Origin of the sequence: Mycolicibacterium austroafricanum, from assembly GCF_902705885.1 — a bacterium.
In the GTDB taxonomy this organism is placed as follows: Bacteria; Actinomycetota; Actinomycetes; order Mycobacteriales; family Mycobacteriaceae; genus Mycobacterium; species Mycobacterium vanbaalenii_A.
In genome coordinates this window covers 109,013-131,772 of the sequence record NZ_CACSIP010000002.1, presented here as the reverse complement: position 1 = coordinate 131,772, position 22,760 = coordinate 109,013, and the positions used below count along the sequence as shown (strand labels likewise).

24 protein-coding genes are annotated in these 22,760 nt (G+C 67.7%); 8 read left to right on the top strand and 16 right to left on the bottom strand.

The genetic code is table 11. From position 1 onward, the window contains the following. Window positions 1-4: 4 nt before the first annotated feature. The gene (gene dxr / locus BEMPMBAN_RS03270) at window positions 5-1,186 is read right to left on the bottom strand and encodes a 1-deoxy-D-xylulose-5-phosphate reductoisomerase (RefSeq protein ID WP_159228950.1); all 1,182 of its coding nucleotides are present in this window, start codon (window positions 1,184-1,186) and stop codon (window positions 5-7) included. Window positions 1,187-1,371: 185 nt separating this feature from the next. On the opposite strand from dxr, the gene BEMPMBAN_RS03265 reads away from it, so the two are divergent. Both BEMPMBAN_RS03265 and BEMPMBAN_RS03260 read left to right on the top strand, forming a co-directional pair. After that, window positions 1,372-2,061: a fasciclin domain-containing protein gene (locus tag BEMPMBAN_RS03265; protein ID WP_159228949.1), complete on the top strand. Its 690-nt coding sequence runs from the start codon at window positions 1,372-1,374 to the stop codon at window positions 2,059-2,061. Between the two features lie 188 nt (window positions 2,062-2,249). Continuing rightward, entirely contained in the window at window positions 2,250-2,831 is a 582-nt protein-coding gene (locus tag BEMPMBAN_RS03260) for a fasciclin domain-containing protein (protein ID WP_159228948.1), read from the top strand. Window positions 2,832-2,875: 44 nt separating this feature from the next. On the opposite strand, the gene BEMPMBAN_RS03255 is transcribed toward BEMPMBAN_RS03260, so the two are convergent. The 3 genes from BEMPMBAN_RS03255 to BEMPMBAN_RS03245 all read right to left on the bottom strand — a co-directional run bounded on the left by BEMPMBAN_RS03255 (window position 2,876) and on the right by BEMPMBAN_RS03245 (window position 5,460). Further along, a complete protein-coding gene (locus BEMPMBAN_RS03255) occupies window positions 2,876-3,286 on the bottom strand; it encodes a hypothetical protein (protein WP_159228947.1) in 411 nt (136 codons plus the stop codon). A gap of 352 nt (window positions 3,287-3,638) precedes the next feature. Next, entirely contained in the window at window positions 3,639-4,559 is a 921-nt protein-coding gene (puuE, locus tag BEMPMBAN_RS03250; RefSeq protein WP_159228946.1) for an allantoinase PuuE, read from the bottom strand. 25 nt (window positions 4,560-4,584) lie between these two features. Continuing rightward, on the bottom strand, window positions 4,585-5,460 hold the full coding sequence (locus tag BEMPMBAN_RS03245; protein ID WP_159228945.1) for a TIGR03619 family F420-dependent LLM class oxidoreductase: 876 nt from the start codon (window positions 5,458-5,460) through the stop codon (window positions 4,585-4,587). Between the two features lie 58 nt (window positions 5,461-5,518). On the opposite strand from BEMPMBAN_RS03245, the gene BEMPMBAN_RS03240 reads away from it, so the two are divergent. Next, window positions 5,519-6,856 (top strand): cryptochrome/photolyase family protein, encoded by a 1,338-nt coding sequence (locus BEMPMBAN_RS03240; protein WP_159228944.1) that lies wholly within the window; start codon window positions 5,519-5,521, stop codon window positions 6,854-6,856. A gap of 35 nt (window positions 6,857-6,891) precedes the next feature. Here BEMPMBAN_RS03240 and BEMPMBAN_RS03235 read toward each other — a convergent pair whose 3' ends face one another. Further along, a complete protein-coding gene (locus BEMPMBAN_RS03235) occupies window positions 6,892-7,740 on the bottom strand; it encodes a mycofactocin-coupled SDR family oxidoreductase (RefSeq protein WP_159228943.1) in 849 nt (282 codons plus the stop codon). Between the two features lie 108 nt (window positions 7,741-7,848). Here BEMPMBAN_RS03235 and BEMPMBAN_RS03230 point away from each other — a divergent pair, with 108 nt between their 5' ends. After that, window positions 7,849-8,103, top strand: coding sequence for a DUF2631 domain-containing protein (locus tag BEMPMBAN_RS03230; RefSeq protein WP_159228942.1), 255 nt, complete (start codon window positions 7,849-7,851; stop codon window positions 8,101-8,103). A gap of 9 nt (window positions 8,104-8,112) precedes the next feature. Here the strand turns inward: BEMPMBAN_RS03230 and BEMPMBAN_RS03225 are convergent, their stop codons facing one another. The 3 genes from BEMPMBAN_RS03225 to BEMPMBAN_RS03215 all read right to left on the bottom strand — a co-directional run bounded on the left by BEMPMBAN_RS03225 (window position 8,113) and on the right by BEMPMBAN_RS03215 (window position 10,907). Continuing rightward, window positions 8,113-8,691, bottom strand: a complete 579-nt coding sequence (locus BEMPMBAN_RS03225; protein ID WP_159228941.1) for a hypothetical protein — start codon at window positions 8,689-8,691, stop codon at window positions 8,113-8,115. After that, the gene (locus BEMPMBAN_RS03220; protein ID WP_159228940.1) at window positions 8,688-9,281 is read right to left on the bottom strand and encodes a hypothetical protein; all 594 of its coding nucleotides are present in this window, start codon (window positions 9,279-9,281) and stop codon (window positions 8,688-8,690) included. Before BEMPMBAN_RS03220 ends, BEMPMBAN_RS03225 begins: the two co-directional genes overlap by 4 nt. Before the next feature lie 195 nt (window positions 9,282-9,476). Beyond that, on the bottom strand, window positions 9,477-10,907 hold the full coding sequence (locus tag BEMPMBAN_RS03215; protein ID WP_159228939.1) for a WS/DGAT/MGAT family O-acyltransferase: 1,431 nt from the start codon (window positions 10,905-10,907) through the stop codon (window positions 9,477-9,479). 234 nt (window positions 10,908-11,141) lie between these two features. Between BEMPMBAN_RS03215 and BEMPMBAN_RS03210 the strand changes: the two genes are divergently transcribed. Together BEMPMBAN_RS03210 and BEMPMBAN_RS03205 are read left to right on the top strand one after the other, a co-directional pair. Next, window positions 11,142-11,837: a DUF427 domain-containing protein gene (locus tag BEMPMBAN_RS03210; RefSeq protein ID WP_159228938.1), complete on the top strand. Its 696-nt coding sequence runs from the start codon at window positions 11,142-11,144 to the stop codon at window positions 11,835-11,837. A gap of 46 nt (window positions 11,838-11,883) precedes the next feature. Beyond that, window positions 11,884-12,897, top strand: coding sequence for an NADP-dependent oxidoreductase (locus BEMPMBAN_RS03205; protein ID WP_159228937.1), 1,014 nt, complete (start codon window positions 11,884-11,886; stop codon window positions 12,895-12,897). On the opposite strand, the gene BEMPMBAN_RS03200 is transcribed toward BEMPMBAN_RS03205, so the two are convergent. After that, entirely contained in the window at window positions 12,887-13,813 is a 927-nt protein-coding gene (locus BEMPMBAN_RS03200) for an LLM class F420-dependent oxidoreductase (RefSeq protein WP_159228936.1), read from the bottom strand. The two genes, BEMPMBAN_RS03205 and BEMPMBAN_RS03200, sit on opposite strands and share 11 nt — an antisense overlap. Before the next feature lie 128 nt (window positions 13,814-13,941). On the opposite strand from BEMPMBAN_RS03200, the gene BEMPMBAN_RS03195 reads away from it, so the two are divergent. Further along, window positions 13,942-14,874, top strand: coding sequence for an LLM class flavin-dependent oxidoreductase (locus BEMPMBAN_RS03195; protein ID WP_159228935.1), 933 nt, complete (start codon window positions 13,942-13,944; stop codon window positions 14,872-14,874). On the opposite strand, the gene BEMPMBAN_RS03190 is transcribed toward BEMPMBAN_RS03195, so the two are convergent. Then, the gene (locus tag BEMPMBAN_RS03190) at window positions 14,858-16,030 is read right to left on the bottom strand and encodes an acyl-CoA dehydrogenase family protein (RefSeq protein WP_159228934.1); all 1,173 of its coding nucleotides are present in this window, start codon (window positions 16,028-16,030) and stop codon (window positions 14,858-14,860) included. The genes BEMPMBAN_RS03195 and BEMPMBAN_RS03190 overlap by 17 nt on opposite strands. Window positions 16,031-16,098: 68 nt before the next feature. On the opposite strand from BEMPMBAN_RS03190, the gene BEMPMBAN_RS03185 reads away from it, so the two are divergent. Continuing rightward, entirely contained in the window at window positions 16,099-16,566 is a 468-nt protein-coding gene (locus tag BEMPMBAN_RS03185; RefSeq protein ID WP_159228933.1) for an SRPBCC family protein, read from the top strand. Here the strand turns inward: BEMPMBAN_RS03185 and BEMPMBAN_RS03180 are convergent. The 6 genes from BEMPMBAN_RS03180 to BEMPMBAN_RS03155 are packed head-to-tail and all read right to left on the bottom strand — an operon-like array spanning window position 16,563 to window position 22,756. After that, window positions 16,563-17,492: an alpha/beta hydrolase gene (locus BEMPMBAN_RS03180; RefSeq protein ID WP_159228932.1), complete on the bottom strand. Its 930-nt coding sequence runs from the start codon at window positions 17,490-17,492 to the stop codon at window positions 16,563-16,565. The two genes, BEMPMBAN_RS03185 and BEMPMBAN_RS03180, sit on opposite strands and share 4 nt — an antisense overlap. A gap of 31 nt (window positions 17,493-17,523) precedes the next feature. Next, window positions 17,524-19,032: a flavin-containing monooxygenase gene (locus tag BEMPMBAN_RS03175; RefSeq protein WP_159228995.1), complete on the bottom strand. Its 1,509-nt coding sequence runs from the start codon at window positions 19,030-19,032 to the stop codon at window positions 17,524-17,526. An 8-nt stretch (window positions 19,033-19,040) separates the two neighbouring features. Next, complete coding sequence (locus tag BEMPMBAN_RS03170; RefSeq protein WP_159228931.1) at window positions 19,041-19,775, bottom strand: SDR family NAD(P)-dependent oxidoreductase; 735 nt, start codon at window positions 19,773-19,775, stop codon at window positions 19,041-19,043. Next, window positions 19,775-20,563 carry an HpcH/HpaI aldolase family protein gene (locus BEMPMBAN_RS03165; protein ID WP_159228930.1) on the bottom strand — a complete coding sequence of 263 codons (789 nt, stop codon included), beginning with the start codon at window positions 20,561-20,563 and terminating at the stop codon, window positions 19,775-19,777. The genes BEMPMBAN_RS03170 and BEMPMBAN_RS03165 overlap by 1 nt, the downstream gene beginning before the upstream one ends. Further along, window positions 20,560-21,537, bottom strand: a complete 978-nt coding sequence (locus BEMPMBAN_RS03160; protein ID WP_159228929.1) for a zinc-binding dehydrogenase — start codon at window positions 21,535-21,537, stop codon at window positions 20,560-20,562. Before BEMPMBAN_RS03160 ends, BEMPMBAN_RS03165 begins: the two co-directional genes overlap by 4 nt. A gap of 1 nt (window position 21,538) precedes the next feature. Continuing rightward, window positions 21,539-22,756, bottom strand: coding sequence for a cytochrome P450 (locus tag BEMPMBAN_RS03155; RefSeq protein WP_159228928.1), 1,218 nt, complete (start codon window positions 22,754-22,756; stop codon window positions 21,539-21,541). Window positions 22,757-22,760 lie beyond the last annotated feature (4 nt).

Here is a 22,760-nt window from a genome sequence, read left to right as displayed (position 1 = left end):
GTCCTTATCCTCTAGCTGCGGGTTCGCGCTCGACCGCACGCCGCGCCCGGTCACGGGCCCACAGCTGCGCGTCGAGCACGTCCTCCACGGTAGCTGGTTCGGCCGACCACTGGTCGGCAGCGCGCAGCACGTCGTCGATGGTTCTGACGATCGCCGGAAACGGGATGCGACCCGCGAGGAACGCCTCTGCCGCCTCTTCGTTGGCGGCGTTGTAGACCGCGGTCAGACATCCACCGCCGCGGCCGGCGGCGCGGGCGAGGTCGACCGCCGGGAAGACGTCGCTGTCGAGGGGTTCGAATTCCCAGGTCGCAGCCGTGGTGAAGTCACAGGCCGACGCGGCGCCCGCCACCCTGGCCGGCCAGCCCAGCGCCAGCGCGATCGGCAACTTCATGTCGGGAGGGCTGGCCTGGGCCAGGGTCGAGCCGTCGGTGAACGTCACCATCGAGTGGACGATCGACTGCGGATGCACAACAACATCGATGCGGTCGTAGTCGACGCCGAACAGCAGGTGGGTCTCGATCAGCTCCAGTCCCTTGTTGACCAGAGATGCTGAGTTCAGCGTGTTCATCGGCCCCATCGACCAGGTGGGGTGCGCGCCCGCCTGTTCGGGGGTGACGTTCTCCAGCCGTGCTCTGCTCCAGCCTCGGAACGGCCCGCCGGACGCGGTCAGGACCAGCTTGGCGACCTCGTCGGCGGTGCCGCCGCGCAGGCACTGTGCCAGCGCGGAATGCTCTGAGTCGACCGGCACGATCTGTCCCGGAGCGGCGGCCCTGAGCACCAGCGGACCGCCCGCCACCAGCGACTCCTTGTTGGCCAGCGCCAGCCGGGCGCCGCTGGCCAACGCCGCCAGCGTCGGTTTCAGACCCAGTGCGCCCACCAACGCGTTGAGCACCACGTCGACCCCGGTTGTCGCGGCGGTGTCCTCGACGAGCCGGGTGACCGCATCCGGTCCCGTGTAGCCGACGTCACCGACGATGCCGGCGGCGGCCGGGTCGGCGACGGCGATGTTCGTCACCCCGGTCTGCCTGCGCTGCCGACTGAGCAGGTCGGGGTTGCCACCGCCGGCGGCCAGGCCGACGATCTCGAAGCGTTCGGGGTTGGCGGCGATGACGTCGAGCGCCTGGGTTCCGATGGACCCCGTGCTGCCCAGGATCAGCACCCGCAGCCGTCTGTCCGATTCGCTCACCGGTCCATTGTGCCGCTCGGGACCACCGCGCCGCGGTCAGCCCGGGTACCGGCTGCGACCGATGCAAATTATGACGTGAATGTGACGGAACCTGTCCAGACCCATCCGCGGGGGCCGCAGTGTGGAATCACCAGTGTCAGCTCAGGGCGGGCAACGACGTCTGCTCATGAAGGGATAGGGAGAATATGAAGGCATTTCACCGGAAGTCGGCTGCGGCGGCGGGTATCGCCGCAGTAGCGATCTTTGGGGCAGCGGCCTGTTCGAGCGAGGAGGCCGAGACCAACGCCACGTCGGCCACCAGCGCGGCCGAGTCGGCCGTCGAGGACGCGACCGGCACCTCAGAATCCCCGACGACGACCAGCGCGATGGCCGACCCCGCGGCCACACTCATCGGCTCCGGATGCGCCGCCTACGCCGAACAGGTGCCCGAGGGGCCCGGCTCGGTTGCAGGCATGGCACAGGATCCGGTGACCGTCGCGGCATCGAACAACCCGATGCTCACCACGTTGACCTCGGCGCTGTCGGGACAGCTCAATCCCGACGTCAACCTCGTCGACACCCTCAACGGCGGTGAATTCACCGTGTTCGCACCGACTGACGATGCGTTCGCCAAGATCGACGCCGCCACCCTGGAGACACTCCAGACGGACGCTGATCTGCTGACCAGCATCCTGACCTACCACGTGGTGCCCGGGCAGGCGGGCCCCGACCAGGTCGCGGGCGAGCACGCGACGGTTCAGGGTGCGACGTTGAACGTCACCGGCGCCGGTAACGACATGATGGTCAACGACGCCGGCCTGGTGTGCGGTGGTGTGCAAACCGCCAACGCCACGGTGTACATGATCGACACGGTGCTGATGCCTCCGGCCAACTGACCGGCCCAGCTACCCCCCGGAGATCCCCCGCACTGCCTTGCAGTGCGGGGGATCTTCCTGTTCGCCGTCTCTCCAGAATTCTGCCCGACAACCCATCCACGACCCGATCGGCGTCGAATAGCAATTGCAACAACGCACACAGACGTCGCCGGACCACCGGCTGATGACACGAAGGGAAACTCCAGGACATGATGGTCAACGGAAAAGCATTGGCAGGAGCGGGATTCGCTGTAGCCGCGACGGTCGGACTCTCTCTGGGATCGGCGGCGACAGCGACCGCCCAACCGGTGGGGCCGGGGTGCGCGGCCTACGTGGAGCAGGTACCCGTGGGCCCAGGCTCGGTGCAGGGCATGGCCCAGGAGCCGGTCACCGTGGCCGCGTCGAACAACCCGCTACTGACCACCCTCACCAAAGCCGTTTCAGGGCAACTCAATCCAGAGGTGAACCTGGTCGACACCCTCAACGGCGCCGAGTTCACCGTGTTCGCACCGACCGATGAAGCGTTCGCCAAGATCGATCCCGCGACCATCGAGACACTCACCACCGACGCCCCCCTGCTGACCAATATCCTTACCTACCACGTGGTTCCGGGCAAAGCGGATCCGGCCGCAGTGGTAGGCACCCACACGACGGTGCAGGGCGCCGAGGTGACCGTGACCGGCCACGACGGCGAGTTGCGAGTCAACGACGCGTCCGTGGTCTGTGGCGGCGTGCAGACCGCCAACGCCACGGTCTACCTGATCGACACGGTGCTGATGCCCCCCATGTGACCAACTCACCCCTCATAGGGTGCTAAACGGCGGCAGGGTTCCACTCAGGACGGTTCGCTCGCGAGGGACGACAGGAAGCGGTCGACCGCTTCCTGGTCGGCCTCACCGTCGTACACGACCATGGCCTGCACGACGTTGCCGTCGCGATAGAAGAGCACCGAGTTGACCGTCGTCTTCTCGTCGCCGTCGATGAGTTGGTAACCGAACTCCCGGGTCTCGGCGCCGTCGAAGTTGCCCGTGGTCCGCCAGATTTCGCTCACCGTGACGGGGCCACCGGTGTGTTCTTCTCGGTCGGCCCGACTGCCTTCGATGGATCTGTCGACCGCTTCGTCAAGCGGGTAAGCAGCGATGCCGTTCAACGTCGTCTCGACGATGCCAAAGGAGTGTTCGTCGGATTCGGAAAAGGTGAACTGCGTCGATATCGGGCTGTCCGGAGCCGATTCCGTCCGTGTCACCGGCTCCCCGGGAAATTCGGCGACATAGTTCCCGGTCGCACTTGTGGCGTGCCGCCACTCCGGTGTGGCCGATCGACAGCCGACGGCGGCGAGACAGAGCACCAGCAGACAGACCGGTGCAGCAACTCCTCTTCCGGTGACGATCATGTGCCCCGTGCCTCCTGCCGCGGGCTCGTACGCGGCGCCGCGCAGTTGGGCCCAGCGTCGCGTTGGCCACCGACCACCCTAGCTTCGTCACCACCGACGCACCGACGAAAGCCTGAAAGTGGGAAGACATTTCCGCTGTCCCGGCGGAGCGCTCGCCGCGCCGGCCCAGAGTCACGCGGTCCCTCAGCGCCCCCGACAGCGCGGATCAGCTCGGCGGAAAGTGCTCCGCCCAGTGCCGTGCGATGTCGATACGACGGGTGATCCACACCCCTTCGTGGGACTGCACGTGGTCCAGGAAGCGCTCCAACGCCGCGATCCGGGCCGGCCGGCCCACCAGCCGGCAGTGCAGTCCCACGGAGAGCATCTTCGGCGCACCGGCCACACCCTCGGCGTACAGCACGTCGAACGCGTCGCGAAGGTGGGTGAAGAACTCGTCGCCGCTGGGGAACCCACCTGCGATCGCGAAACGCATGTCGTTGGTGTCCAGGGTGTACGGCACGACCAGATGGTTCGTCCCGTTCACCCTGGTCCAGTACGGCAGATCGTCGGCGTAGGAATCGGAGTCGTAGACGAAGCCGCCGTGTTCGACCAGGAGCCGGCGGGTGGCAGGTGAGTCCCGGCCGGTGTACCAGCCCAGCGGCGCCTGCCCAGTCACCTCGGTGATCAACTCGACCGCTTCGGCGAGATGCCGGCGCTCCACCTCCGGTTCGAGCAGTTGATAGCTGATCCAGCGCAGGCCATGACAGGCGATCTCGTCGCCGCGCTCCAGAAACGCCGATACCGCCGCGGGGTTGCGGGCAAGTGCCATCGCCACTCCGAAGATGGTCAGCGGCAGGCCGCGGCGCTCGAAGGTCCGCAGCACCCGCCACACCCCGGCACGCGAACCGTATTCATACAGCGACTCCATGCTCATATGACGATTAGGGAACGGCTGGGCGGAAACGATTTCCGACAAGAACGTCTCAGACGCCGCATCGCCGTGCAGCACATTGCTCTCCGCGCCCTCCTCGTAGTTGAGCACGAACTGCACCGCGATGTTGGCCTGGCCCGGCCAGCGAGGATGGGGCGGGTCGGCGCCGTAGCCGACCATGTCCCGCGGGTAACGATCGGCAGGCTCGGGGGTCATGCAGGCATTCTGGCAGCCGTGCCGGTCAGCCGTTGACCTTGGCGATGACGGTCTCGGCGAACTGCTCGATGGGACCCCGGAATTGCTCGACTCCCCCGGAGCGCACGCCCTCGACACCCATCCACGGCGCACACATCACGGCGGTGATTCCGGCGTCCTCGGCACGCTTGTAGAGGTCGGGAGTCGGGGGCTCCAGCAGCGCCAGCAGGATGTCGAACGGATCGTCGAGTCGGTCATAGTGGCGTCGCAGCTCGGTCAGCTTCTGGGCGTAGCGCACCGCGTCGTCCCAGGCGTAGGCGTAACCGACCCACCCGTCGCACAGTCGCGCCGCACGGCGCAGCGCGGCCTCGGACTCGCCGCCACACAGGATCGGGACCGGACCCGGCGGATGGGGCTCGATCATCATCTCGGGCACCCGGTAGTGCTCGCCGCTCCACGACACCCAGCCACCGCCCCACAGCGCCCGCAACGCGGGGATCATCTCGTCGAGGCGCCTGCCCCGGTTCCCGAAGTCCTGGCCCATCAGCTCGTACTCTTCGCGCATCCAGCCCACGCCGACCCCCAGTGACACCCGCCCGCCGGAGATCACCGACGCAGTGGCGACCTGTTTGGCGACCTCCAGCAGCGGCCGTGCCGGGGCGATGTAGATCGCGTTGGAGAACCGCAACCTGGTGGTCACCGCGGCCATCGCACCGGTCAGGACCCAAGGGTCCGGCCAGCTCGTCTCCGGTGGCCACGGCGGCTTCTGCGTGGGCGAATCAGGGTAGGGCGATGTCAGTTGCCGTGGATAGATCAGGTGATCGGCGCAGATGATCCCGTCGTAGCCCGCCTCGTCCACCATCCGCGCGACCGCGATCGCGTCGGCGACCTCCATGAACGGCGTGCCGCTCCAGAATTGCATCAACCACCTCTCGTAGATCCTTGTTTCTCTACCGCAGATTGCGGGCAGCATCAATGCCATGCCCGCTGTGTTGTGGTTCCGCCGCGATCTGAGACTCAACGATCTGCCTGCGCTGTCGGCCGCCGCCGATGTCGACGGCGAGGTACTCGCCTGTTATGTGCTGGACCCGCGACTGCAGTCCGGCGCCGGCGAGCGGCGGTTGCAGTATCTGTACGACGCGCTGCGCGAGCTGCGTACCGGCCTGGGCGGCCGGTTGCTGGTCACCCGGGGTGACCCGAAGGTGCGGATACCGGCGCTGGCCAAGGCGATCGGCGCGTCGTCGGTGCACGTCTCCGGCGATCACACGCCCTTCGGGCGCCGTCGTGACGAGCAGGTGCACGAGGCGCTCGGCGAGGTCGAACTGGTGGCGACCGGATCGCCGTATCTGGTGTCACCGGGGCGGGTCAGCAAGGGCGACGGCACTCCGTACAAGGTGTTCACCCCGTTCTTCGAGGCGTGGCGCAAACACGGGTGGCGGCCGCCGGCAGAGTCCGGCAAGGACTCGGCGCGCTGGATCGATCCGGCCGACGTGCCAGGGCGTGCCGACATCACCGAGATCCCCGACGCGGGTGTCGAGTTGGAACTGCCGGCCGGTGAGCACGCCGCGCTGAGTCACTGGAAGCGATTCTGCCGCAACGGACTCGCCGACTACGACGGTGACCGCAACCGGCCCGATCTCGACGGGACCAGCCGGATGTCGGCACATCTGAAGTTCGGCACGATCCATCCACGCACGCTGGCCGCGGACCTGGGCCGGGGCAAAGGTCCGCAGGCGTACCTGCGGGAGTTGGCCTTTCGCGATTTCTACGCCAGTGTGCTGCACGAGTGGCCGAAGAGCGGGTGGTGGAACTGGAACTCCGCGTTCGACGGCATCGAGGTCGACGACGGCAACGACGCCGAGCAGGCGTTCGAGGTGTGGAAGGCCGGGCGGACGGGCTTTCCGATCGTCGACGCCGGAATGCGGCAGCTGGCCGAGACCGGGTTCATGCACAACCGGGTGCGGATGATCGTGGCGTCGTTTCTGGTCAAAGACCTGCACTTGCCGTGGCAGTGGGGTGCTCGGTGGTTTCTCGACCAGCTCGTCGACGGCGACATGGCCAACAACCAGCACGGGTGGCAGTGGGCGGCCGGCTGCGGCACGGACGCGGCGCCGTACTTCCGCGTGTTCAACCCGACGACCCAGGGGTCTAAGTTCGACCCCTCGGGCGACTGGGTGCGCCGCTGGGTGCCGGAGTTGTCCGGGGTCGACGACGTACACAAGCTCGGTGACGACCGCCCCGACGACTACCCGCAGCCGATGGTCGACCACGCCGAGGAACGCGCCGTGGCGTTGCGCCGGTACGGCGCGTTGAAGTAAAGCCGGTACGGCGCGTTGAAGTACAGCCGGTACGGCTACTTGAGCATCAGCCCGGCGTCCACGGGCAGCGCCACCCCGGTGATGTGGCGTCCGGCCGGTCCGCACAGGTACAGCATCGTCTCGCTTACCTCGTCGGGTTCCATCATCGGGATGGTGAGCAGCGGGCGCTGGGACTCGCCGAATGACGGGTGCTCGGCGACGAAACCGGCCATGGCCTCGTTGAGCACCATCGGGGTCGCGACGCCGCCCGGATGCACCGAGTTCACCCGGATGTTCTTGCTCGCCAGTGAGGTGGCGAAGTGCCGCATCAGGCCGACGACGCCGTGTTTGGCGGCGGTGTATCCGGCGGCGCCGTGGCTCATGCTCTCGAAATCGGTGCTGACGGATTTGAAACCGGCTGCCGAACTGGTGATCACGATGGCGCCACCGTCGGGGTTGGCCAGCAGCGCGGGCAGCGCGGCCTCGATGGTGAAGTAGACACCGTTGAGCATCACGCCGATGGCGTCGGTGTAGGCGGTGATGTCGCGGCCCTGTCGGCCGGCGGCAGGCAGGATTCCGGCGTTGGCGAGCACGAAGTCGAGGCGCCCGAACTCTTCGACCCCGCGCGCCACGACCTCGGCAAGCCGCTCGCGGTCGCGCACGTCGCCCTGCTCGGCGACTATCCGCCTACCGGTCTTATCGACCAGTCGCACCGTCTCGTCGAGGTCTTCCGGCGTCGCCATCGGGTAGGCGACACTGTCGATCTGGTCGCACAGATCGACCGCGATGACGTCGGCGCCCGCCTCGGCGAACCGGATGGCGTGTGCCCGTCCCTGACCCCGTGCCGCACCTGTGACGAAGACGACCTTGTCGCCGAAAGGGCCTGCTGCGTTCTGCGCTGTCATGACCGGCGAGCCTACTGCGCTGATGCTGCGCATTCGGTGCCTCTACGGCCGCTCGTAGTAGACCTGTGTCAGAATGACGCAACCGAGCCCCGAATGTGAGGAGCAGCCGTGGCAAGCACCGAGGTGGAACGTCGCAGCGGCGTCGACGTCGAGGATGTGCCGTCCGCGGAGTGGGGCTGGTCGAAGGAGAATCCCCGCGTCCAGCAGATCGGTGGGGTGCTGGGGGGGATCTTCCTTCTGCTGATGCTGCACGGCAACCACGCCGGTCGTGTCGAGGACTGGTTTGTGGTCGGCTTCGCGGCGCTGGTCTTCGGCGTCGTGGCGCGCAGCTGGTACGTCCACCGCAACCCCGAGACCCGCTAGCTTTCGCTTTCAGAGCGAGCGACGCCGGCGTGACCCGCGGACCCGGAACAACGTCTCGTGCGGTTCGACGGCAGCACCGCTGTCCGTAGCGCCGCCGATGGCCCGAAGTGCATGCGCCTTGAACGCCCTGGCCGCCGCGCTCATCGGATGGGCCACCGGCTCGAGGCCCTGGGTGAGGTTGCCCAGTGTCGGTCGGCCCCACACGGTGACCTCGGCCCGACCCCGGCTGATCAGTCGCGACACCTGCTCGCGGCTGTCGGCGTCCCGGGCCAGGACATCGGCGCCGAGCGCGAGTGCGCCGCCGCGGGAGAGCCCCTCGATCACCGACAGCAGGTCGGCGTCGAGTTCGTGTGCCGCGATGCCGAGGATCCGCAGCGCGCGCGTGTCGCACGGCGCTGTGAGGAGCACCCTGACGTCCCACCCGGCGCGCGCCCGGTCGCAGAGGAACCCGCCCACAGACCGCACGACCTCCCCGACTCCCGCGCCGGGCACCAGGAGACGGACGCGGTGTAGGCGGTCGTCGCCGGCGCCGTGCTCGCCTCGGGGGTCCAGGCGTCGCGAGGCCTCCGGTATTCGGTCCTCGGTCACCGGCTTGATGAGACCGGCACCAGATCGCCGCCCTCTGGCGGGTACCACAGCGCACAACTGAGGAACTGTTCGACGGCCGGCGCGGTGCCCGCAGAGTCGCATTGCGAAAGTGCTCGCGCCTTGAATGCCTGCGCGGCGACGCTCAGAGGGTGGTGCACGCGGCCGAATCTCAGGTCGGTGGTGAACGGGGGCGCCTCCCCCCACACGGTGACCTCGCTGCTTTCGACCTCGACGGTGCCCAGCACTTCCCGGCGCAGGTCTTCGTGTCGGCACAGGACACCGGCTCCCACCGCGACTGCGGCCGGTGGTTCGGACCCCAGCGCGGACGCGCCGGGTTCCCAGCTTCCCACGCCCACACCCAGGATCGTCAGTGCGCGGGTATCGCTGCCCGGTGGCACCAGCACAGTGACCTGCCAGCCTGCCCGGGCCCGGTCGCAGAGCCATCCCCCCGCGTGGCGGACGACGTCCTCGACGTCGGCCGCGACTGCCGTCAGGTGGTAAGCGAGCAGCACGCCACCTGAGCTGCGCACTCCGGAGCTCCGCCGTTCGACCGGTCGAAGGCCGTCGACCTCGGACGTGCGAGCAGTCACCGTCTGCCTCCCTGAGGACTTCTGCGTCATCGCCGCACCTTGTGCGCCAGCCGTCTCGCGCACAGACAGCGTGACACTTTTTCATACATCTGTAAAGCCCGCCGGGCTCCGGGAACGCCCGGCGGCACCTGCGGGCGCGGCGAAACAACCAACCGAGCAACGGTTTCCGTCCGGGATACCGACGTAGCCGGGAAGCTACGTCGCCGGGGCCATCGGCATGGCGTTCTCGACGACGGTCAGCGCGTCGGCCAGCCCGGCAGCCCGGCGGATCTCGACGAAGGAATCGATCAGCGCATCGGTGGCCTCGTGCGGGTCGGCGAGGGTTCGGTCGTCGGTCAGCACCGAGATGGCGAGCTGGTCGACGTAGCTCCACACGGTGATGTTCATTCCGCTGCCTGCGACGATCGGCCCCACCGAATAGATCTCGTCCACCGTCGCGCCTTCGACGAATCCCCGTTGCCGCGGTCCCGGCACATTGGAGATCGTCAGGTTCATCACGGTCGCGGATTCGACCCGGCGAGCCTGACTGCGGAAGATTCCTGGCGTCAGCGCCGGCGGCAGATAGGTCAACCAGGACGGAATCAGGGTGGGTCCCAGCAGCTGATGGTTCTCCTTGGCGATCGCCGTCGACAGCGCGGTGAGCCGGACCCGCTCCAGCGGATCGTCGATGTGGACCGGCAAAGACGGTGTCATGTAGGTGAATTCGTTGCCCACGAGCCGCTGCGGGGACGGGTCGACACTCACCGGGACTCCGGCGATCAGCGGTGCGTCGGCTCTGCCGTCGTAACGCAGCTGCAGTCGGCGCAGGGCACCGGCCGCTGTTGCCAGCACGATGTCGTTGAGGGTCACGCCGAGGTGCCTGGCGGTCTCTTTCACGTCGGGTAGTGCCAGCGGCGCGGTGGCGAATCGCCGTCCCGGCGTCACCACATGGTTGATGAACGTGGGCGGCGGCGCGAAGTTGCGTGCCAAGTCGGGGTTGCGGCCGCGCTGCCTGGACTTCTTCTGAACCCGCAGCACACCGGCGGCGGTCCGGTTAACCAGCTGGGGCAGTCTCCGCAGCTGCCTGAGGTGGTCCTGTCCGGCGGCCTTGAGCAGGTTGGTCGGCGTTCCCGAATCGGCGGGGGCCGCCGCCAACTGTCCCCCCACCGCGGGCTCCTGGGGCTGGATCGCCATCGCCAGCTGGTTGGCGGAGGCCACACCGTCGGCCAGCACGTGGTGGACCTTGTGGATGATCGCGATGCGGTTGTCGGCCAACCCTTCCGCGACGTACATCTCCCACAGCGGATGATCGCGGTCCAGCGGCGTGCCGGCGATCTGCCCGATCAGTTCGTCGAGTTCGCGGCGTCCTCCCGGGGCGGCGACCCGGGCACGGCGCAGGTGGTAGTCGAGGTCGATCTCGGCGTTCTGCACCCACATCGGGTGGTGGAGCTTCAGCGGGATGTCGACCAGCTGATACCGCAACGGGGCCAACGCGTGCAGTCGGGCCGCGGCCACCGCTCGGAACAGCTCGAAGTCGTAACCCTCGACGTTCGACACGTCGAGGACACCGATCTTGAGGGTGTGCATGTGGATCTCGGGGGTCTCGCTGTACAGCATCATGGCGTCCACGCCGTTGAGCCGTTTCACTCTCACCCCGTTCGTTTCCGGCCGACCGTCTCACCCCGTCGGTGGCGATCATGGTCGTGGTACCCATTTGACAGGGGTTCGGCACACCGGATGTCTCCTTCGCCCAAACCGACACCATTTGTTGCCACGAGCCGACCTGCGGGCCTGACCGGTGAGCGTGACATCTTGACAAGACTTTGTAAGGTCTGAAGGCATGCAGACGCCCACGAGTCCGACTGTCACCGGGAACCTTCGATGAGCCTGGTCGCTGGAACGGGCCCGCTCAGCGGCGACCGTGCCGGGCGGCTCACTCCCCCGGTCGCCGACGACGTCGTGTACATCGAGCCGCACCCGCGGCGGGTTCAGGCGATCCGCGACGGGCACACGGTCATCGACACCGAACACGCCCTGATGGTGCACCGCCGCGGCCGCCCGCTCAGCTTCGCCTTCGCGGCCGACGAGATCGGGGACCTGCAGGGCGATCCGGTACCCGAAGCTCCCGGCTACGTGGTGGTGCCCTGGGCGCTGATGGACAGCTGGATCGAGGAGGGCCGACCGTTGGTGCACTATCCGCCCAACCCGTACCACCGGGTGGACTGCCGCCCGACCAGCCGGCGGCTGCGGGTCGACGTGCTCGGCACGAGCCTGGTCGACACCGACGACACGACGATCCTGTTCGAGACCGCGCTCGAGCCGCGGCTCTATGTCGATCCGTCGCTCGTTCGCACGGATCTGCTGAGCCGATCCGCGACGACCAGCTACTGCAACTACAAAGGCCACGCCACCTACTGGTGTGCCGGCGTCGGCGGCACCGTCGTCGATGACGTGGCGTGGAGCTACCAGGACCCGCTGCCCGAGAGCCGGCCGATCAAGGGCATGTTGAGTTTCGACGAGTCGAGGCTGCAGGTGCTAGCCGAGTTGCCGAAGCCCGCCCTGTGGCCGCCGAAATGAACGTGATCGGGTCCGGCCCAGCCGCGGCTTGGGTAGTTTCTGGCTGATGCCGCCGAAGAACCGCCAGATCCTGTTGCGCCGCCGGCCACGCGGGCTGGTCGCGCCGGAGGACACCGAACTGGTGACAGTGGACGCACTCGAACCCGGCGACGGGGAGGCGCTGGTGCGCACCAGCTACGTGGGCATCGACGCCGCGGCGCGGACCTGGCTCGACGACCAGCCGAGCTACTTGCCGCCGGTGCAACTGGGTGAGTGCATCCGCGCGGCGGGCATCGGCGAGGTGGTGGCGTCCCGGTGTCCGGCCTACTCCGTCGGCGACGTCGTGACGACCCTGACGGGATTTCAGGAGTACACACTCGTGCGCGACGACCTGTTCACCACCCCGGTGCCCGGGCCCGGAGATCAAGTCGACCACCGGGCGGTGATGTCGGTGTACGGCCCCACCGGGGCCACGGCCTACTTCGGGATGACCGGTGTCGGACGCCCGCAGCCGGGTGAGACGGTCGTGGTGTCGGCGGCCGCGGGCGCGACCGGTTCGGTGGCGGGCCAGATCGCCAAGATCGCCGGCGCACGCGTGGTCGGCATTGCCGGCGGGGCGCACAAATGCCGGGCCGTGGTGCAGGACTTCGGATTCGACGCGTGCATCGACTACCGCGGCGAGGACCTGCCTGCCGCGCTCAGGGAGCACTGTCCGCGTGGTGTCGACGTGTACTTCGACAACGTCGGCGGTCCGATCCTCGACGCGGTGCTCGGCCGGCTGGCACACAAGGCACGCGTCGTGCTCTGCGGAGTCATCTCCAGCTATCTCACCGGCGATCATCCCGGGCCGGCGAACTATGTGAACCTGCTCGCGAAAACCGCGACGATGCAAGGGTTCAACGCGCTGGACGAATGGGGCCGCTTCGACGAGGCGTTCGCGGCGTTGCGGCAGTGGGAACATGACGGTTTGCTGGTGCACCGCGAGCACATCTTCGAGGGCATCGAGTCCTGCGTCGATGCCCTCAACGGCCTGTTCACCGGGGCCAACATCGGCAAGACGCTGGTGCGGCTCAACGGCTGACCTCGGCGACGACCGAGGACCCGAACTCCTCGATCGCTTCGAGCGCGTGCGACAGGCTGTCCCCGGGCACCGACACCTGAACCCAGGTCACCCCCGCCGCCTCGAGTTCGGCCACCCCGGTCAGGAACGCGCCGGCGTCGAAGTCGTCGTCGCCAGGGCTGCCACCGACGCTGTTGGTGAACACCACGTCGATGTCCCGAGGGTCACGACCGGCGTCCTCGAGGCGCCGCCGAAGATCTGCGATCCCGGCGGTGAGGCGCTCGACCGAGTCCAGGGTGGCGGTGCGCGCAGTCCGGGCGAGCACCGCAGGAGCCCGGAACGGGCACCACCCCTGGCCGTGGGCCGCCACCCGGGCCCGCGCCGCCGCGGTGTTGCCACCGATCCAGATCGGGGGGTGCGGCTTGGCCATCGGCCGGGGATGGGCCGTGATACCGCGGGCGCTGAAGTGCTTGCCCTCGAACGTCACGTCGTCGGTCGTCCAGATTGCCCGGATCACCTCGAGCGACTCCTCGAACAGCGCCGCCCGATCGTCGAAATCAACTCCCAGCGCCGCGAATTCGCGTTTCAGGTAGCCCGCCCCTACCGCCAGCGTGAACCGGCCGTCCGACAACAGGTCCAAGGTCGCGCCCGCCTTGGCGACCACGAACGGATTCCGGTACGGCAGCACGACAATATTCGGGATCAGTCGCAACGTCGTCGTGTGGGCGGCGGCGTAACTCATCGCCACGAAGGGGTCGAGCGCATCGTGACCACCGGCTTCCAGCCACCGCTGCGTCGGCGCCGGATGATCGGTGAACCCGAATCCGCCGAAGCCGGCCTTCTCGGCGGCCACCGCGACCTGCGCGATGCCGGCGCCCGCGACGAGTTCGGGGTTGTACGGGTGGCTGTGCATCGGGTGGGTGATCGAGAACTGCATGTCGGCCCTTCCGGCTCGAGGTAGATGGAACTTTTCAGAACTGCCTTCTCCAATACTGAGAATGTCGTTACCATGCAGGCGGGGGAATGTACAGCGGCACCCGAACGCGGAAAGGCGACCACGCGGTCATGAGCAGACCCGAGATCGGTGTCTACCTGCCCCAGATGGGCTTCTCGTTCGATGACATGCTGCACCGCACCCGGCGCTGCGAGCAGCTCGGAATCGACTCGCTGTGGCTCTACGACCATCTGTACGGCCCAGGGATGCCCGAATATCCTTCGATGGAGGCCTGGACACTGGCCACCGCCCTGCTGGCCCGCACCGACCGGATCCGCATCGGACACATGGTGCTGTGCAACCAGTTCCGCCACCCGGTGACGCTGGCGAAGATGGCGACCACCCTCGACCAGATCTCGGGGGGTCGCCTGACGTTGGGGCTCGGCAGCGGCTCGATCGAGGACGAGCACCGGCGGGCTGGCCTTGAGTGGGGCACATTCGCGCAGCGATCAAGCCGGCTGGGCGAGACATTGCAGATCCTGCACCAGGCGTTCGCCGAGGAGCGGATCGACTTCGCCGGAGACCACTTCACCGTCACCGACATGCCGATCAAACCCGGGGCCGCCCAGCGTCCCCGGCCGCCGATCGTGGTCGGAGGTGTGGGCGAGAGGTTCACGCTGCCGTTGGTGGCTCGCTACGCCGACGTCTGGAACGTGCCCACCTACGCGCTGGGCGAGTTGGAACACAAGCTCTCGGCATTGCGGTCGATCTGCGAGGACATCGGTCGCGACCCCGACTCCATCGTGCTCTCGATCGAGGCGGTGATGGCGCTGGCCCCCGACGACAACACACTGCCCGGGATCCGCAGTCTCGCCGAAAAGCGGTTCGGGATGGCCGCATTCGGCCTGCACGAGGCCGGTTTGATCGGCACCGCGCCCGCGATCGTCGACCGTCTCGGTGAGATCGTCGAGATGGGCTTCGGTCAGATCGTGCTGTTCACGCACGACCGTTGTTCGGATGAGACGCTGCAGCTGCTCGCCTCCGAGGTCATCGTCCACCTTTGACGGCGGCCGGCGACGCGTACTGGGGCCTCCCGAGCCCCAGCGCGTGCTGGGCGATCATGTTGCGGAAGACCTCGAGCGTGCCACCGTAGATCCCGGTCGGACCGGCCAACCGGAACAGGTACTCCACCTCCCCGCCCGCGGCCGCGCCGCCGGTTTCGGTCGGCAGGCTCGACGCAGCTCCGAGGAGATCCATCAGATCCGGGGTGAGCTCCCGCAGCGCCTGGGCGATCGCCACCCGGCCGAACATCTCCGGTGTGCTCAGCGCAGCCTCCAGCCGGGCGATGCTGCGGCCCAGCCGATATCCGACGGAGCCGTCGGTGAGGTCGGCTTCACCCGCGGCCTTGTCCGTCGCGGCGGCCAGCAACAGCGCATGTGCGGTCATCGCCGCGATCTTGTGCAGACCGCTGCGGTCACGTTCGACGGTGCCGTGTTCGGCGTTGAGCGCCTCGCGGAGCACCCCCCAACCTCCGTTGACCGCACCTACCCGGTAGCGGTCGTCGACGCGGACATCGCTGTAGAAGGTGATGTTGGTGCGGTCGCCGTCGACGGTGCGGATCGGCTGGATTGCGACGCCCGGCGAGTCGAGCGGGACCAGGAACATCGTCAGGCTCTGATGCTTGGCCGCCGCCGGGTCGGTGTTGGTGATCAGGAACACGTACTGGGCGTGGTGGGCGTTGGACGTGAACATCTTGGAACCGTTTATGACCCAGCTGGATCCATCGCGCACGGCGCGGGTCTTGCAGGTGGCGACGTCGGAGCCGCCGTCTGGTTCGGTGTAGCCGAGGCACAGCCGATAGTGGCCCGTCAGGACTTTGTCGAGCACCTCGTCCCTGAGTTCGGCTGTCCCAAACTTGTTCACCGCCGTTGCGACCATCGAGGTGGTGCCCCAGTGGAACCACGGCGTCTGCGCGCGGCCGATCTCGAGCTCCCAGATTCGCCGTCGCGCCGCGTCGAAGCCACCGTCCGCCTCGGGCAGCCAGTCACGCCGCAGGTAACCGGCCGCACCGAGCGCCAGATGAACCGCCTCGTCGAAGTTGTCGCCGCTGCGCCGGTCGCGCCTGATGACATCGTCGGTGACCAGCTCGGCGAGAAGCTCCCTCAACTCCGATTGGAAGGCCCGATCGTCTTCGCAAAGCTGCACTTCGGAGAAGTCCATATCGAGCAGCGTGACATTACAACAACCTTTTGTAAAGGTAGTGCGACGCCGAAAGAAGGGCAGCCAACGTGGGAATCGTGACGACAACGTCCGAGACAGCGTTCGTCCGATCTCCCGAGGAGATCTACGACTTCGTGACCGATCCGGCGAACTGGCCGAAGACCTACCCGGGCAGTGCCCGCGTGGGCGACGTGCCGGGCAAACTGCCCCTCGAGGTCGGTGACACCTGGACCGAGTCAGGTCCGGACGGAGGGCGGGTCTTCACCTGGCATCTGGCCATCGCGATGCGCCCCAGGCTGTGGATGTTCAACTCGGTGGGCGATCTCGGCCATGACAGCGATGGCAATGGCGGGATGCCTGGTCGGATCACCGTGCAGTACAAGTTCACTCGCCCCGGTGGGGGCATCACCCTGTTCAACCGGACGATGACCGTGGAGGCGTTCAAGGAGTCGCCGTTGCCCGACGGATTCTTCCGCACGGTCAATCCCGCGCACATCGACGCCTACCATGCCGCCATCGCCCGCGAACTCGGCTAGCGCCTGAACGCACGCCGTAGTGCGGCACCCTGGATCGCCCACAGCTGTCCGCTCACCTCCTCGGCCGGGGCCATCGAGTCGAAGCCGTGGCAGGTTCCGGCGAACACGTGCAGCTCGGTGCTGACACCGGCCCACATCAGCCGCAACGCGTAGTCCACCGCCTCGTCGCGCAACGGGTCCAGCTCCGAGCAGGTGATCAATGTGGCCGGCAGGGAGCTCAACTCGCCGGCCGCGGCCGGAACGGCTTCGGCAGGCGCGGGGTCTCCGGCGCAGTAGTGACGCCACATCCAGGTCACCGCCGGTCCGTCGAAGCCGGGGGTGGTGGTGAATTCCTCCTTCGACGGCGAGGGCCGGTCATCGAGCACCGGCTGGTGCAGCAGCTGGAAGACCAGCCGCGGCGCCGAACCGGCGGCGGCCTGCTGGGCCAGCCCGGACGCCAGCGCCGCTCCGGCGCTGTTCCCGGCGACTGCGAGTGCGCCGACATCGATACCCAGTTCCGCGGCGCTGCCGGCCGCCCACTCGAGGACTGCCCTGGCATCGTCCAATGCTGCGGGAAAAGGGTTCTCAGGCGCCAGTCGGTAGTCGACGGAGATCACCGTGCAGCGGCCGCGGCGGGACAGTTCGACACACTGCCGGTGATCGGTGTCGAGGTTACCGAGGACAAATGCTCCTGCGTGACAGTAGATGACCGCGGGAGACGATGGCGCTGCACCGCGGTAGATCCGGACCGTGACGACCCTGCCGGACTCGACACGGACGTCGCGCTGTTCGATTTCGACGCCCACGGTGTCGACGGTTCTCGCGGTCTCGGCACGTCGTTGATCGAGCGAATCGCGCACCGCGCCGAGCACCGCGGGAGACAGATCGACGCGGGCCGCGGCGAGGTGCCTCAGGGCCGGATCGAGCCGATCGGTGATGTCACGCATCGGGGGTACCTCCGGGATGGCCATGGCCGCCCTAGCCGGTGTCCGCTGCCTGGGCGCCCACCTGGATGACCGGGCGGCCCCGGGGCGGGTCGAAGGTGTAGTCCCCGGACCGGAACCAGCGGGTCCGACGCCAGAAATCGCGGGCACTGCGCGGCCACTGGGTCACGACACGGCCGTTGGCTGCGCGAAAGTAGTTGGAGCACCGGGTCAGCCACACGGTGCCCTGCATCCACGCGTCGATCTGGGTCAAGAATCGCGCCGTCACCTCGGAGCGCACCTCGATGTACGACTTGTCCTTGCGGCGCATGTACTCACACGCCCGCACGATGTACTTCGCCTGCGCCTCCAGCATGAAGATGACACTGTTCGAGCCCACGTTCGTGTTCGGTCCGTACAGCATGAAGAAGTTTGGGTAGCCGGGAACGGCCATGCCCAGATACGCGAACGCCCCGTCGCGCCAGGTGTCTCGCAGCGAGGTTGCATCGGCGCCCAGCACGTCGATCTGGCCCAGGTAGTCCGCCGCGGCATAGCCGGTGGCACACACCACCACGTCGACATCGAGTTCGGTGCCGTCCTGGGTGACCAGTGATCTGGACCGGAGCGCCCGCGCCGGGCTGGAGATCACCTCCACGTGCGGCTGGCTGAGCGTCTGCAGATAGTCGGTGGCGAACACCAGCCGCTTGCATCCGAACGGATGGGTCGGAGTGAGCTTCGCGCGCAGTTCCTCGTCGGCGATCGTCGTCTCCAGGGTGCGCAATGCGATGCCCCTGAACTGCTGGGTCTTGTCGCTGCCGTTCTCGATGACCGAGATGTTGGACTCGCTGCGCAGCCACAGCCGGGTGCGGTAGATCTTCTTGGCGAGCGGGACATGGGCGAATACCCACTTCTCGCGTGCGGTGTACGGCCGGTCCGGTTTCGGCAGTACCCACGTCGGCGACCGCTGCACCGAGTAGACCTTCGAGGCCACCTTCGCGACCTCCGGAACAAGCTGCGCAGCGGTCGAACCCGTGCCCAGGACGGCCACCCTGGCCTCGTTGAGGTCCACGGAGTGATCCCAGCGCGCGGTGTGCATCACGGTGCCGGTGAACGGCTGCTCCTGCTCCAGGTCCGGCATCACCGGTTGGGTGAAGATCCCGATCGCGGACACCACGATGTCGAAGGTGTACTCCTCACCTGCGACAGACCTCAGCGTCCATGTCTTCGAGTCCGAATGCCACGTGGCCGAGATGATCTCGGTGTTCAGCTTCAGGTGTGCGGTGAGTTGATGGCGTTGTGCGCACTGCTCGAAGTACGCCAGGATCTCCTGCTGTTCGGACCACAGTCGTGACCAGCGCGGGTTGAGGTCGAACGAATAGGAGTACAGGTGCGATTTGACGTCGCACGCCAAACCCGGATAGGTGTTGACCCGCCACGTGCCGCCGACGCCGTCTTCGCGGTCAAAGATGGTGAAGTCGGTGAAACCGGCTTTGCGCAGGAAGATCCCGAGCGCCAGGCCGCCCGGTCCGGCGCCGATGATCCCCACGGACAGCGTCTTCGGCATTGAGGTCTTCATCCAATCTGCAGGCACTGCCCGCCGTCGACGATGAGCTCCGATCCGGTGATGAACGATGCGTGGTCGGAGACCAGGAACGCCACCGCGTCGGCGATCTCGGTCGGCTTTCCGATGCGCCCGGTCAGCGCGTGGCCGGCCAACCTGGTTCGGGTGGCCTCGTCCAGCATCGGCGTCTCGACTGGGCCGGGGAACACCGAGTTGACCCTGATCCCGGCCGGCGCCAGTTCGACCGCGGCGACCTGGGTCAGGCCCCGCAGCGCCCACTTCGACGAGCCGTAGGCCGCGTGGTTGGGGAACGGGCGGATCGCCCCGGTGCTGCAGGTGTTCACGACCGAGGCGCCGTCGGCATCACGCAGCTGCGGCAGCGCCGCCTGGATCCCCAGGAACGGGCCAAGACAGTTGACCCGCCAACTCCCCTCGAAACCGCCGGGCGTCTCGTCCGACAGTGCGGCGCGATGCAACACGCCGGCGTTGTTGACCAGCGTGGTGAGTGCACCGAACCGTTCGACGACGGTGCTCACCGCGTGTGTCCACTGTGGCGCCGAGGTCACATCGAGGGCCACCGCGATCGCCCGGTCCCCACCGAGTGCTGTCACCGTCGCGGCCACCTCGTCGACCAGCACATCGCATGCGGCCACGTAGAACCCGTCGTCGACGAGGCGGGCCGCGATGGCCGCGCCCTGCCCGCGTGCGGCCCCGGTGACGAGCGCCACGCGGTCGGCAGCGGCCATCAGTACTGCCCCTGCCGGTCGGGTGCCGCGGCCGGTGCTCCCCGGGCCTCGGTGAGATGGGCTGCGGCGCCGTGCCGTAACGCCTGCGACTCCGAGACCAGCGTGATCATCTGGAACCCCAGTTGCGCGGCGGTGCGGCCGAGCGTTCCGGTGCCCGCGTGGACGCCGCTGACCAGCCCCGCCGAGGTGACGGTGTGATGGATCCGCGCCATGGCGTCCCGGACGTCATGGTGGGTCCAGGCATCGGCCGGCCCGTGGCCCATGGAGATCGCGAGATCCGCCGGGCCCACATACACACCGCTCAATCCGTCGACCGCGCAGATCTCGTCGATTGTGGCGAGTCCACGTGCGGTTTCGACCATCGCGAACACCGAGACCCTCTCCTGCAGAGCAGCAGGGTCGGTCCCCATGCTGGTGCGCAGTGGGCCGTAGCTGCGCACCCCGGACGGGGCGTAGCGGGTCGCGGCGACTGCGGCCGCTGCCTGCCCGGCGGACTCGACCATCGCGATGATGACGCCGTCGGCGCCAGCGTCGAGCACCCTGCCGATCGGGGCGGGCTCCGGTGTCGGCAACCGCACCACGGTGGCGATCGGGAGGTACTCGAGCCTGCGCAGCATGAGGGATACGTCGGCGTCGCCGAGGTATCCGTGCTGAACGTCGAATCCCACGAAATCGTAACCACTGCTGGTGAATTCCTCGGGTCCCAGGATTGTCGGAGCCACCACCCAGCCGCCCCACACAGGCGTCTTCGCCGCCAACGCGTCCTGCAGCCTGCTCGCTGCCCTCATGAGTCTCTGACCACGATGGCGGTCTTGATCCTGCCGGGCACCGGCCGGCAGGCCAGCTCGAACGCGGCCTGTACGTCGTCGGCGGAAAAGGTGTGCGTCAGGTAGCGGTGCAGCAGACCGGGATGCTCGCGGGCGAAGGCGTCTGCCCGGTCCAGAACCCGCCGCCGGTCCAGTGTCACACCGGCTTTGAGGGTGAGGTTGTTGCGCAGCATGGTCCGCATGCTGATCGGGTACGAATCGTCGTCGGGCACGCCGAAGTAGAAGACCGTGCCGCCGGGAGCCACGGCCTCGATCGCATGGGTGAGGGTGGCGACCTGATGGCCGACCGCTTCGATCACTATGTCGGGCTTGGCATCCGGCGCGAGCCGACCGACCCAGCGGTCACTGGTCGCACGTACCACGGAGTCCACCCCGAACACCGGGCCGACATCGTCTCGGTCCACCGGGTCGACGCCGGTGACGTGTGCCGCGCCCGCCGCTTTGGCGACATAGGAGAACAGCAGTCCGATCGAGCCCTGACCGAGCACCGCGACGTGCCGGCCGGCCAGGTCTGGCAACTGCTCGACCGCGTAGAGCACACAGGCCAATGGCTGCAGGCCGACGGCGTGCTCGGGGTCGAGGGACGGGTCATAGGGCGCCAGACCGTCACCGGCTGTGACGACCTGTTCCATCAGCCCGTCGAAGCCCGATGCCCACCCGACCACCCGATCGCCCTGTTGGTGACTGCGGTGACGGCTGGCGATCACCTCGCCCACCACCTCGTGGATCGGGAAACCGTCTTTCTCCGCCGCGCAGGCACCGGTGTCGCCGGGCACCCTGCCCTGGGCGCCGCGGAATCCCGGCAGATCGCTGCCGCAGATGCCGGCGGCCAGAAACCGCAACAACACCTGCCCGTCGTCGAGCGATTCCGGCGAGCGTTGCGGCACCTCGGTTTTCTCGAACGTGAACGGTGCGACGAGACGGTGGGACCACATCTCAGACCTCCACCGGGATCGTGTTCCATCCCCACTGAAAGCTCGACGGCGGCCGGCACGCCGATTCGACGTCCACCTGGAAATCCGGTACCCGCTTGAGCCATTCGGTCACCATGATGGTGATCTCCAACCGTGCGAGGTGAGCTCCGAGGCAGAAGTGCTGACCGCGGCCGAACGCGAGCAGACGTGGAATCGGCCGGTTCCAGATGAACTCGTCGGCCCGGGGATACTCACGCTCATCGCGATTCGCCGAGGCCAGCAGCGAGATGATCCGCTGACCGGGCCGGATCGTGGTGCCGTGCAGGGTGAACGGCCGGCGTAGCGTGCGGGCGAACCACTGCGCAGGCGCGCAGTAGCGGATCATCTCCTCGCGGGCGAGGGGGACGTTGGCCCCCAGATCGGCGCGCACCGCGGCGAGTTGGTCAGGTTCGCGGGAAAGCTCCCACAGTCCGTGCGCGACGATCTTGGGAACGGTCTCGGTGCCGCCGATGAAGACACCGAGCATCTGTACGGCGGCCTCCATGTCGGTCAGCGCTGATCCGTCGGGAAGTCGGTAGGCGAGCAGGTTGTCCACTATCGGGCATGCGTGGCCCTCGTCGGACCGCCTGCGCTTGACCACCGGGGTCAGGTATTCCAGATAGCCCGGACGCGCGTTGGCCACCTCGACCCCGCTGCCCGGCTGGGCCAGGCTGCCCGCATTGACCGTGGCGAGCACATCGGCCGCGAGATCGACTGGTAGACCCACGAGTTCGCAGACCACCGAGGCGGCCACGATTCCGCCGTACTCCTGGGTCAGATCGAACCGGCCGCGCGGCAGGAGTTCGTCGAGCCGCTCGTTGGCCAGCGTGGTGATCCGTTCGGCGAGCTTCGGGACCGACTTCGGCCGGAACGGCGCGGCGGTGCAGCGGCGGACCTCATCGTAGATGGGTGCGTCGAAGTTCGCGTGGAACGGCAGCGGGTGCAGGGGCGGGTCGGGGACCGGCCCGTCGTTGTGCTGGGCCAGCACGGCCGCCGCGGGCAGCGTGCCTTCAGAGGCGACGAACGTTCCGTCGTTGAGCTCCAACACGTTCCAGATGTCAGAGAATCGTGACAGCGCGTAGGTGTCCCACTTCTCGAGGTAGTACACCGGGTACTGGTCGCGCAGCACCCGGTAGAACGGGAGCGGGTCGGCCATCACCGCCGGATCGAAGGGATCGTAGGTGAACTGCGTTGTCGGCATTTCC

What these genes read in the sequence shown, in the direction of transcription:
- BEMPMBAN_RS03265 (WP_159228949.1), top strand. Translation starts at nt 1,372, where the DNA reads ATGAAGGCATTTCACCGGAAGTCGGCTGCGGCGGCGGGTATCGCCGCA.
- BEMPMBAN_RS03260 (WP_159228948.1), top strand. Translation starts at nt 2,250, where the DNA reads ATGATGGTCAACGGAAAAGCATTGGCAGGAGCGGGATTCGCTGTAGCC.
- puuE (WP_159228946.1), bottom strand. Translation starts at nt 4,559, where the DNA reads ATGACCCCCGAGCCTGCCGATCGTTACCCGCGGGACATGGTCGGCTAC.
- BEMPMBAN_RS03245 (WP_159228945.1), bottom strand. Translation starts at nt 5,460, where the DNA reads ATGCAATTCTGGAGCGGCACGCCGTTCATGGAGGTCGCCGACGCGATC.
- BEMPMBAN_RS03240 (WP_159228944.1), top strand. Translation starts at nt 5,519, where the DNA reads ATGCCCGCTGTGTTGTGGTTCCGCCGCGATCTGAGACTCAACGATCTG.
- BEMPMBAN_RS03235 (WP_159228943.1), bottom strand. Translation starts at nt 7,740, where the DNA reads ATGACAGCGCAGAACGCAGCAGGCCCTTTCGGCGACAAGGTCGTCTTC.
- BEMPMBAN_RS03210 (WP_159228938.1), top strand. Translation starts at nt 11,142, where the DNA reads ATGAGCCTGGTCGCTGGAACGGGCCCGCTCAGCGGCGACCGTGCCGGG.
- BEMPMBAN_RS03205 (WP_159228937.1), top strand. Translation starts at nt 11,884, where the DNA reads ATGCCGCCGAAGAACCGCCAGATCCTGTTGCGCCGCCGGCCACGCGGG.
- BEMPMBAN_RS03200 (WP_159228936.1), bottom strand. Translation starts at nt 13,813, where the DNA reads ATGCAGTTCTCGATCACCCACCCGATGCACAGCCACCCGTACAACCCC.
- BEMPMBAN_RS03195 (WP_159228935.1), top strand. Translation starts at nt 13,942, where the DNA reads ATGAGCAGACCCGAGATCGGTGTCTACCTGCCCCAGATGGGCTTCTCG.
- BEMPMBAN_RS03190 (WP_159228934.1), bottom strand. Translation starts at nt 16,030, where the DNA reads ATGGACTTCTCCGAAGTGCAGCTTTGCGAAGACGATCGGGCCTTCCAA.
- BEMPMBAN_RS03180 (WP_159228932.1), bottom strand. Translation starts at nt 17,492, where the DNA reads ATGCGTGACATCACCGATCGGCTCGATCCGGCCCTGAGGCACCTCGCC.
- BEMPMBAN_RS03175 (WP_159228995.1), bottom strand. Translation starts at nt 19,032, where the DNA reads ATGCCGAAGACGCTGTCCGTGGGGATCATCGGCGCCGGACCGGGCGGC.
- BEMPMBAN_RS03170 (WP_159228931.1), bottom strand. Translation starts at nt 19,775, where the DNA reads ATGGCCGCTGCCGACCGCGTGGCGCTCGTCACCGGGGCCGCACGCGGG.
- BEMPMBAN_RS03165 (WP_159228930.1), bottom strand. Translation starts at nt 20,563, where the DNA reads ATGAGGGCAGCGAGCAGGCTGCAGGACGCGTTGGCGGCGAAGACGCCT.
- BEMPMBAN_RS03160 (WP_159228929.1), bottom strand. Translation starts at nt 21,537, where the DNA reads ATGTGGTCCCACCGTCTCGTCGCACCGTTCACGTTCGAGAAAACCGAG.
- BEMPMBAN_RS03155 (WP_159228928.1), bottom strand. Translation starts at nt 22,756, where the DNA reads ATGCCGACAACGCAGTTCACCTACGATCCCTTCGATCCGGCGGTGATG.